General features: G+C 43.8%; 6 protein-coding genes. 1 reads left to right on the forward strand and 5 read right to left on the reverse strand.

Annotated elements, in window-relative coordinates:
- Positions 1–158 precede the first annotated feature (158 nt).
- Both treC and treP read right to left on the reverse strand, forming a co-directional pair.
- Positions 159–1784 carry an alpha,alpha-phosphotrehalase gene (treC, locus tag STRDD04_RS04650; RefSeq protein WP_062199760.1) on the reverse strand — a complete coding sequence of 542 codons (1626 nt, stop codon included), beginning with the start codon at positions 1782–1784 and terminating at the stop codon, positions 159–161.
- Between the two features lie 62 nt (positions 1785–1846).
- A complete protein-coding gene (gene treP, locus STRDD04_RS04655; protein ID WP_062199762.1) occupies positions 1847–3814 on the reverse strand; it encodes a PTS system trehalose-specific EIIBC component in 1968 nt (655 codons plus the stop codon).
- A 185-nt stretch (positions 3815–3999) separates the two neighbouring features.
- Here treP and treR point away from each other — a divergent pair, with 185 nt between their 5' ends.
- The gene (gene treR / locus STRDD04_RS04660) at positions 4000–4713 is read left to right on the forward strand and encodes a trehalose operon repressor (RefSeq protein ID WP_062199764.1); all 714 of its coding nucleotides are present in this window, start codon (positions 4000–4002) and stop codon (positions 4711–4713) included.
- A gap of 454 nt (positions 4714–5167) precedes the next feature.
- On the opposite strand, the gene icd is transcribed toward treR, so the two are convergent.
- From icd to acnA, 3 genes are read right to left on the reverse strand one after another with little or no spacing between them, the layout of a single operon-like run.
- Entirely contained in the window at positions 5168–6379 is a 1212-nt protein-coding gene (gene icd, locus STRDD04_RS04665; protein WP_062199766.1) for an NADP-dependent isocitrate dehydrogenase, read from the reverse strand.
- Entirely contained in the window at positions 6366–7484 is a 1119-nt protein-coding gene (locus tag STRDD04_RS04670; RefSeq protein WP_062199768.1) for a citrate synthase, read from the reverse strand. Before STRDD04_RS04670 ends, icd begins: the two co-directional genes overlap by 14 nt.
- Positions 7485–7486: 2 nt before the next feature.
- Positions 7487–10150: an aconitate hydratase AcnA gene (gene acnA, locus STRDD04_RS04675; RefSeq protein ID WP_062199770.1), complete on the reverse strand. Its 2664-nt coding sequence runs from the start codon at positions 10148–10150 to the stop codon at positions 7487–7489.
- Between the last annotated feature and the right edge of the window lie 353 nt (positions 10151–10503).

Genomic DNA, 10503 nt, shown 5'->3' on the forward strand with positions numbered 1-10503 from the left:
CAAAGAGCCTGAAAAAGAAAGGTATGGGACTGTAGCTATTGACATTTGCCAGCAGCTACACTAGAGAATCCCTTTTATCAAATAAATTTAGAGGTCTTCATTTGATGCTTCTAGTTTACTGCACCATACTTAAAAGAAGCTTAATCTGATTTAAATCATTATTTTACCAGAATAGCCAAGGTTTCATAAGGCTGCAGGGTCATTACATGATCAATCTGAGTCTTGCCGTAATTGGATAAGAGAACCTGACCGCTTTGATAATCCGGCAGGATGTCCACGGTAATCGGATCAGCATAAAAGTTGTTAAGGACTAAAAGTTTTTGTCCTTGCCACTCCCGCTCAAAGGCATAGACCTGAGGACTATCCTCATAGGCTGGCTGATAATTACCTTCTGCGATGATAGGCAGTTCCTTACGCAAACCAATTAATTTCTGATAAAAGGTAAAAATCGGGCCCTTGATTTCATTTTCCACATTGATGAGCGGATAGGATTTACCCGCCTTCAGCCATGGAGTTCCTGTTGTAAAACCTGCATTGACTGAATCATCCCACTGCATAGGCGTCCGAGAATTATCACGAGATTTAGCCTTGATAATCCTGAAGGCCGCCTCTGGCGATTGCCCTTCGGCAAGCAGACTCTGGTAAGCATTGAGAGACTCGACATCCACATAATCTTCCATGGAGTCATAGTCAGGATCCACCATGCCAATCTCCTCACCCATGTAGATATAAGGCGTCCCGCGCGACAGATGAATACTGGCTGCTAGCATGGTCGCCCCTTCATTGCGGAAATTCTCTACATCGACAAAGCGGTTGAGAGCTCGCGGCTGATCATGGTTATTCCAAAAAAGTGCTGACCAACCGTCGTGATCGCTCATTTCCTTGCCCCAAGTATGGAAGAGGCGTTTTAACTCTTCAAAATCAAAAGCCTTAAGAGTCCACTTCTGTCCAGCTTCATAGTCCACCTTGAGATGATGGAAATTAAAAGCCATAGATAGCTCCTGCCGGTCTGGTGCCGTGTAAAGAATGCAATTGTCAATCGTCGTAGCACTCATTTCGCCAACCGTCATAACGGAATCGTCCTGACCAAAGGTTGCTTCGTTCATCATACGCAGATAGTCATGGACGATTGGCTTATCAGTATAGGCTGGCTTGCCCTCCTGCTCTGGGCAATCTTTCAGTACTTCATCTTTTCCGATGACATTGATGACATCAAAGCGGAAGCCCTTGACTCCTTTGTCCCACCAAAAATTCACCACTTTAAAGAGCTCTTGACGAACATTGGGATTGCGCCAGTTAAGATCTGCTTGAGTGATATCATAGAGATGCAGATAATATTTGCCCGTATCGCCAAATGGAGCCCAAGCACTGCCGCCAAATTTGGACAGCCAGTCCGTTGGCTCATCTCGCAGGATAAAGAAGTCCTGATAGTAGGAATCCCCGGCCAGTGCCTTTTGAAACCACTCATGCTCAATCGAGCAATGATTGAGAACCATGTCCAGCATAAAGTCAATACCATGCTGCTGGCCAACCTTGACCATCTCTTCAAAATCTGCCATATCTCCAAAGATAGGATCAACCGCAGTATAGTCAGAAATATCATAACCATTGTCCCGCTGTGGACTCGGATAGAAAGGATTGAGCCAGATCATGTCCACTCCCAGCTCTTTCAGGTAGGGAAGCTTTTCAATAATCCCGCGAAAATCTCCCAAACCGTTGCCAGTCGTGTCTTTAAAAGATTTTGGATAAATTTGGTAGACAACCTTTATTTTATCAAGCGTCATATTTTCTCCTTTTTTGATAAAAGGGAGGGGCTAAGAGCCGCCAGCCCACGAGTTAACTATTCTTAGATGCGCTTTGCTGTCATCAATTTGTCACCGCGTTTGATATGGCTAGGATATTCTCCACTCATATCTGCGATGAAAGCATCTTGATTAGTAATAATAACGGGTGTTTCTGTCACGAGTCCTGCAGCCTTTATGACATCCATGTCGAAGCTAATCAGTTTTTGTCCAATAGCCACATGATCGCCTTGCGCAATATGGGCTTCAAAGCCCTTGCCATCTAGACCGACCGTATCCATACCGATATGCATAAGCATTTCCACACCTTCGTCCGATACGATACCGACGGCATGTTTGGTTGGGAAGAGAACAGTCACCGTACCGTTCACAGGTGACACTAACTCACCTTCACTTGGCTCAATCACTAAACCTTGTCCCATCACACCTGATGAAAATACTGGGTCCGTTGCCTGGCTGAGCTCTTTTACTTGACCAGCAAGAGGGCTGACAATTTCTACTGATGCTACAAGCTTTGTTTCCTGATGAGCGAATTCTGCTTCTTCTTGAGCTGCAAATTCGGCTTGCAGTTCTGGATCTTCTTCTGTCTTGGTCAAGAATCCTGTCTTGTGGAAGAAGAAAGTCAAGACCATTGGTACAGCGATTGCAACAAGCATAACCCCTGCAAATGGAATCATATATTTTGCTTGGATAGAAAGGATTCCTGGCAAACCACCAATACCGATAGCATTGGCTGTGATATTAAAGGTTACAGAAAGCAAACCTGCAATAGATGAACCAATCATCCCTGCAACGAATGGATAGATATACTTGACATTGACCCCGAAGAGGGCTGGCTCAGTAACACCAAGGTAAGCCGAAATAGTAGCCGGCAAGGAAATTTGCGCTTCCCGCTCATCATGGCGATTCATAAGGTAATAAGCAAATACAGCTGAACCTTGAGCAATATTGGATAGAGCAATCATTGGCCAAAGACCAGTACCACCGGCATCTGCTACCAGCTGGGTATCAATGGCATTGGTCATGTGGTGAAGACCAGTGATGACAAATGGAGCATAGAGGGCACCAAAGACAGCACCAAAGAGCCATTTAACAGGGCCAGTCAAACCTGCCAGAACGACTGTTGAAATCCCCTGACCGATTGCCCACCCGATAGGACCCAAAACTGTATGAGCCAGAATCAGAGCTGGAATCAATGATAAGAAGGGCACAAAAATCATAGATACCACTTCTGGAATATGTTTCCGCCAGAAAATTTCTAGATAAGACAGGGACAAACCTGCTAGAAGAGCTGGGATAACCTGAGCTTGGTAACCAATACGATTGACAGTGAAGAAGCCGAAATCCCAAACCCAATCCTTCGCAATTTCAGCTGCTGGTGTAGATGCTACTGCGTAAGCATTGAGCAGCTGCGGTGACACCAGACAGATCCCCAAGACAATCCCAAGAATTTGACTAGTTCCCATCTTACGAGAAACAGACCAAGTGATTCCTACTGGTAAGAATTGGAAAATCGCTTCACCTGGAAGCCACAAGAAATGGTTGATCCCAGCCCAGAATTGAGATACTTCTGTGATAGTTTTCCCATCTAACATAGACCAATGCACGCCTTCAAGGACATTCCGAAAGCCAAGGATCAATCCACCGACAATCAAAGCTGGAATGATTGGAGTGAAGATCTCAGCTAGGGTCGTCATAACCCGCTGAACTGGGTTTTGATTACTCTTAGCTGCTGACTTGGCTGCTTCTTTGGAAACACCTTCGATACCTGATACAGCTGTGAAATCATTATAAAAAATCGGTACGTCATTTCCAATGATGACTTGGAACTGTCCAGCATTGGTAAAGGTTCCTTTTACAACTGGGATGGCTTCAATGGCTTTGACATTGGCTTTCTTGTCGTCACCAAGAACGAAACGCATCCGGGTAGCACAGTGAGTGACCGCTGTGACATTCTCTTTGCCGCCAATTGCCTTCAGCAAATCTTTGGCTTCCTTTTCAAATTTTCCCATTTGACCTATGGCTGGAAATCATCCAGCACTCTCCTTATATTTTGATGCCGCTAGTTTCTTAACTAGCTTACAAACTTAATTGTAATCGATAACAATCTTGTATGCAAGTTGTTTGTTGAAAAATAGCGATATTTTTGCTAAAATTTTAACAGTTGTACGATAAAAAGAATACAAGCGAGGGGTTTATGAAGAAATACAAACAATTATTCAAACAGCTTGAACGGGATATTCTAGGCGAAAAATACCAGCTCGGTGACTTTCTTCCCAGTGAACATCAACTGATGGTAATCTACCAAGTCAGTCGGGATACCGTTCGCAAGGCTTTAGCGCTCCTGCAAGAAGAAGGGCTGATTGAGAAAGTGCGGGGGCAAGGTTCCAAAGTTGTCAAGCAAGAGCAACTAGACTTCCCCGTTTCTAACTTGACTAGTTATCAAGAATTGGTAGAGCAATATCACATGCAGTCCAAAACCAATGTTATCAGTCTTGATAAAATCACTGTAGATAAAAAGCTCTCAAAAATAACCGGCTTTCCAGAGTACCGCTTGGTTTGGCGCATTGTTCGGCAGCGAGTGGTCGACAATATCGCTTCTGTCTTGGATATTGACTATTTGGACAAAAGCTTGGTGCCAGATCTGACTAGAGAAATTGGTGAGCATTCTATCTATGCCTACTTGGAAGAAACATTAAAGCTCAACATTGCCTATGCCAGAAAAGAAATTACAATCGATCATGTCAACGACCAAGACCAAATTCTCATGGATATCGGTCGAGACCAGCATGTCGTATCTGTCAAATCTCTGGTCTATCTAGCCGACGGCCGTCAATTTCAATATACGGAGAGCCGGCACAAATTAGATAAATTCCGCTTCGTAGACTTTGCCAAACGGCAGAAAGAATGACTTTGCTACTCAGCAAATAAAAAAATCTCCTCTGTTAGCTAGACTCTCAGCTTACAGAGGAGTTTTCCTGTTCTTTGGATAATTTGGTTTTTAAAAGGTTTTTTATATTTAGGAGATGATATGAAAAATTAGTGAGATTTTTATACGGGGATCTATTTCTTGCCTCTTTTACGAATACTGGTTAGACTGTCGATTTTAGCTTGGAGCGGATGAATGATTTCTTATAATTTACTTTAACTTTATATGTCATTGGACTGCCCTCGTTTCTTATTTGTTGACACTAGTATAAGGCTTTCAGCTTAACCATTTCTTATAGAAATCTTTAGAAAAACTTAAAGTAAACCTTCTCAACACATTCAAGCCCCGCTGCTTACTTACCGATGAATTTCGAACCAATCTCTCCTTTGGCAAGTCCCAGCAAAATCTGATTCACCTCACTAAAGCATACTTTCCTCTATTTTTGCTCTTCTATGTATTTTAACAAAACCTGAGCAAAGTCACTCGTTGATAAGGCATCTATTCCTTCTAGCTGACTGGCAAAATCCCCTGTTACTTTTTGCTCAAAGAGAGCCCTCTCAATAGCCTGAGTAAGGAGATGAGCCGCTTCCGACCAGCCAATATAGTCAAAAAGCAGGGCACCCGACAAAAGAAGCGAACAAGGATTAGCTTTATTTTGACCCGCTATATCTGGCGCTGTCCCATGAGTAGCTTCAAAAATGGCATGGCCGGTCTCGTAGTTGATATTGGCTCCTGGCGCAATACCAATGCCGCCGACTTGGGCAGCCAAGGCGTCGCTAGCATAGTCACCGTTTAGATTGGTCAAGGCGACAATGTCAAATTTCTCTGGATAGAGCAAAATCTGCTGCAAAAAATTATCCGCAATGACATCCTGAATGACTAATTTCCCAGCAGCAAGCTCGTTCGCATACTCTCTTTGAGCCAGTTCATAGCCCCATTTCCGAAAGCCGCCTTCGGTAAATTTTTGGATATTTCCCTTGTGAACCAGCGTTACCCGCGTCAGCCCTTTTGCTAACGCATAGTCAATGGCCGCCCGTATCAGCCGCTCACTTCCCTGTCTAGAAATAGGCTTAATCCCAATAGCTGAGCTTTCTGGGAAGCGAATCTTGTCAACCTGCATGTCCTTCTGCAGGAAATCTATAACTTTTTTAACAGCAACCGATCCACTCTCCCACTCGATCCCAGCATAGATGTCCTCGGTATTTTCCCGAAAAATCGTGATATCTGTTTTCTCTGGGTGCTTGAGCGGACTGGGAACACCTTTGAAATAACGAACTGGCCGCAGACAGGCGTAGAGGTCTAATTCCTGCCTCAGAGCGACATTCAGTGAACGGATGCCTTCTCCGACAGGGGTTTCTAGCGGTCCCTTGATAGCCACTAGATGGCTCTTAATCGTTGCCAGTGTGTCATCCGGCAGCCATTCTCCCTTCAAGTCTGCCGCTTTTTTACCAGCCAAGACTTCCTTCCAGACAATCCGTCTCTGTCCACCATAGGCTTTTTCTACGGCCTTGTCAAAGACCAGCTGGGCATTCTTCCAGATATCTACCCCAACTCCATCACCTTCAATGTAGGGAATAAGGGGCGCATCTGGCACCAACAGCTTCCCCTTCTCAAACGAAATTTTATCTGCCATCTTATCTCCTTCCAATTGGGAGGTACTCCAAATCCTGAGCACCAATATAGTTGGAACGCGGACGAATCAGCTTATTATTCTTGCGTTGTTCCTGAACATGAGCAATCCAGCCAGACACCCGACTCATGGCAAAAATAAGGGTGTAGATGCTGCTATCAATGCCCAGCACATGATAAACCGTGGCCGAATAGAAATCGACGTTGGGAATCAGGTGTTTGGTATGTTTCATGTAATCTTCGATTTCTTCTGAAAGCTGGTACCAGACTTCATTTTCTGTTCCCTTGGTCAACTTCTCTGCCATTTCTCGCAGATACTTCTCCCGAGGATCCTGAGTTTTATAAACTCGGTGACCAAAGCCCATGATTTTCTCATGGGAAGCCAGTTTTCGCTCTAGATAAGCCTGTGTATTTCCCTCTTCTCTGATTTCCTTTAGCATATCAAAAACGCATTCATTGGCACCGCCATGAAGCGAGCCTTTTAGCGCTCCAACCGCCGCCGTCACGCAGGAATAAATATCAGTCAGAGTAGACGCACAGACCCGTGCTGCAAAAGTGGAAGCATTGAGTTCGTGATCAGCATGAAGCACCAGAGCACGATTAAAGGCCTCAACTTCAAGCTCACTTGCTTCCTCTCCTTTGAGCATATAGAGGAAATTAGCCGCAAAACCTAGATCCTCTCGTGGCTCAATCGGAGTATGACCTGTCCTCAATCTAGCAAAGGCTGCGATTATAGTCGGCATCTTGGCCATAAGCTGAATGCTTTGTTCATAGGTTGCTTCAAGAGACGTTTCCTCCGCATGGACATTGTAAACCCCCAGAAGACTAACCGTTGAACGTAAAACACTCATGGGGTGCAAATGCTTTCGTGACTGGATGAGAAGGCACTGCTCCACTGCGTCGCTAATGGCGTAATTGGCTCGCAAATCATCCATAAAACGCTTGAGTTCAATCTGAGTTGGCAAATGCAAATTCCACAGCAGATAAATCACCTCTTCAAAGCTTGCATTGTGCTCCATCAATTCTGAAATATTATAACCTGCATAGGACAGGGAGTCATCCACAATCTGGCTGATTCTCGTATCACAGGCGATTGTATCTTTTAAACCATCCGTCTGACTCATATTCACACCCCTTGTAATTTCTTTCTAACGACCATCGGCAAAATGCCGCCGTTTCTGTAGTAACGAATATCCGCATCAGCATCAAAACGTAAACGCACCTTAAATGCGAGCTCTTTTTCAGCATTTCTAGCCACAACCTTAACTATTTGACCTACTTGAGGATCCTGAGGCAGTTCAATATTGAATGTCTCTTTCCCAGTCAAACCAAGACTTTCAGCGTTCTCACCCTCCAGATACTGAAGCGGGAGAATTCCCATCATAACTAAATTAGACCGGTGGATTCTTTCAAAACTTTCTGCCAGAACCACCTTGACACCTAAAAGATTAGCTCCCTTGGCTGCCCAGTCACGACTAGAGCCCATACCATAGTCTTTTCCTGCTAGGACAATGGTATCAATTTTATCGCCCTTATAGCGCATGGCTGCCTCATAAATTGACATCAATTCACCCTTATAATTTGTATAGCCGCCAATTTTTCCATCTGCCAATTCATTTTTAATCCGAATATTCGCAAACGTTCCCCGCATCATGACCTCATGATTTCCTCGGCGGCTGCCATAGGAATTAAACTCTTGATAATCCACTCCGTGTTCAACCAAATATGAAGCCGCCGGACTATTTCTTGCGATATTTCCTGCTGGGGAGATATGGTCTGTCGTCACCGTATCCCCAAATTTCGCCAGAACAGACAAATTTTCCAGAGGCTGAATAGCTAAATCATCACCTAAGTCATCAAAATAAGGTGGATTTTGGATATAGGTAGAAGCCTGATTCCAATTATAAATTTTGGATTTAGTCGTCGGAATCTGATTCCATTTTTCGTTGTCATCAAACACATGAGCGTATTCTTTTTCAAAAAGCTGACGCGTCACATATTTTTGTACATAGTCTGCAACTAAGTCGTGATCTGGCATAATATCCGCCAAGTAAACAGGCTGACCTTTTTGATCATAGCCCAATGGCTCTCTGGTCAGATCAATATTGGTATTTCCAGCTAGGGCATAAGCTACCACCAGAGGCGGGCTGGCTAGGAAATTTGCCTTGACTAGAGGATTAATCCGCCCTTCAAAATTCCGATTACCTGAAAGAACGGCACTAGCTAACAAGTCGCTGTCCGTAATCACTTGAGCTACTTCGGGTAGAAGATTTCCTGAATTTCCAATACAAGTAGTACAGCCATAGCCGACAACGTTGAATCCAAGCTGGTCTAAATAAGCTTGCAAGCCACTCTTCCTGAGATAGCCTGTAACTACCTTGCTGCCGGGAGCCAAGGAAGTCTTGACCGCCTTTGAAACGCGTAGGCCTTTTTCCACCGCATTTTTAGCCAAAAGTCCCGCCGCCATGAGTACATAAGGATTGGATGTGTTAGTACAGCTGGTAATGGCTGCGATGGCCACATGACCCGTTTTAATCGTCTCCTCATGGTCAGAAAACTGGACTACTGCAGACTTTTCTAGCTCATTCTCATCTAAGCCAAAGCCTCGAACACCAGCTTCTCTGACCAGACTAGCTTGAAATTCTTCTTTAGCAGCTGTCAACTCAATCAAATCCTGGGGCCGCTTAGGTCCTGAGATACTCGGCACAATGCTGGATAAATCAATCTCAACTACTTTCGTATACATCGGCTCCACCGTTTCTTTATAGAAGAGATGATTTTTTTGAGCATAGAGACGAGTCAGCTCGATATGATCTTCTGACCGATTGGTCAGGCGCATATAATTGAGGGTTTCCTCATCTATCGGAAAATAGCCACAGGTAGCTCCGTATTCCGGTGCCATGTTAGCAACCGTTGCACGGTCAGCCAGACTCAGATTGGCCAAACCAGTCCCAAAGAACTCAACAAATTTACCAACAACATTTTCCTGCCGCAAGATTTGCGTGACCTTTAAAGCCAGATCTGTCGCCGTCGCAATCTTCGGCAATTTACCCAGCAAGCGAACACCGATGACTTCAGGCACTGGGAAATAGGAAGCCTCACCTAACATGGCTGCCTCAGCCTCAATCCCGCCGACACCCCAGCCCAGAACGCCGATACCATTAATCATGGTCGTATGGCTGTCAGTCCCAAACATGCTGTCTGGATAGAGCTGACCATCCTTTTCGATGATGACATCACTAAGGAATTCAATATTGACCTGATGGATAATGCCTGTGGCAGGAGGAACCGCCCGATAATTATCAAAAGAGTTTTCTGCCCATTTAAGAAATTCATAGCGTTCATTATTGCGAATAAATTCTTTGTTGATATTTTCTTCTAGGGCCGTTTCACAACCATAAAAGTCAACCTGAACACTGTGGTCAATAACCAAATCCACCGGAATCTCAGGATTGATTAAATCAGCGCTTCCACCCTGACCCACGATAGCATCCCGCATACTAGCCAGATCGACTACAACTGGTACACCCGTAAAATCCTGTAAAATCACACGACTAGGCTTAAAAGGAACTTCTCCTTTAGGGGATGCTGCACAATAGTTCGCCAAAGAAGATATGTGATTTTTTGTAACATCCAATCCATCTTCCTTACGAAGAACACTTTCAAGTAATATACGAATCGAGTAAGGAATTTTCTCTAAATCTCCTCCTAATTCTTTACTCGCTTGTTTTAAATCAGTATAGTAATATTCACGGCCCTTATGATGCAATTTTGTCTTGTATTCGGTCATGTCAGCACCTCTTACCTATCTTTAATTGTTTTATATTATACATCTTTTCGTAAGTTTATGCAAGAGTTTTTTAATTCTTATGTTATGTCTTATAACATAAGAATTGAAGATAGTTTTGTTTTTAAAATAGTTTAACCAACTAATCTAAATTAAAACTTATGCCTATTCTCGTTTTTTCTTTTACTTTTAGTAACAGACAGCGACCTGAAGGCCGTTCAAAATATTGCTTTGATACCCCTTGTAAGCAAGACCAATAAATCCTACACTACCTTTTGCAAGCTTGATTTAGCTAGTCGCTAGTTTACTGAAAAGAAAAAGCCGATAGTTTAAAACTATCAGCTTATAAAATGAGG

Source organism: Streptococcus sp. DD04 (assembly GCF_001578725.1).
GTDB lineage: Bacteria > Bacillota > Bacilli > Lactobacillales > Streptococcaceae > Streptococcus > Streptococcus sinensis.

Bases quoted from the DNA above. Each gene is read 5' to 3' on its own strand.
- treR (WP_062199764.1), top strand. From the start codon at position 4,000: ATGAAGAAATACAAACAATTATTCAAACAGCTTGAACGGGATATTCTA.
- treP (WP_062199762.1), bottom strand. From the start codon at position 3,814: ATGGGAAAATTTGAAAAGGAAGCCAAAGATTTGCTGAAGGCAATTGGC.
- treC (WP_062199760.1), bottom strand. From the start codon at position 1,784: ATGACGCTTGATAAAATAAAGGTTGTCTACCAAATTTATCCAAAATCT.
- STRDD04_RS04670 (WP_062199768.1), bottom strand. From the start codon at position 7,484: ATGAGTCAGACGGATGGTTTAAAAGATACAATCGCCTGTGATACGAGA.
- acnA (WP_062199770.1), bottom strand. From the start codon at position 10,150: ATGACCGAATACAAGACAAAATTGCATCATAAGGGCCGTGAATATTAC.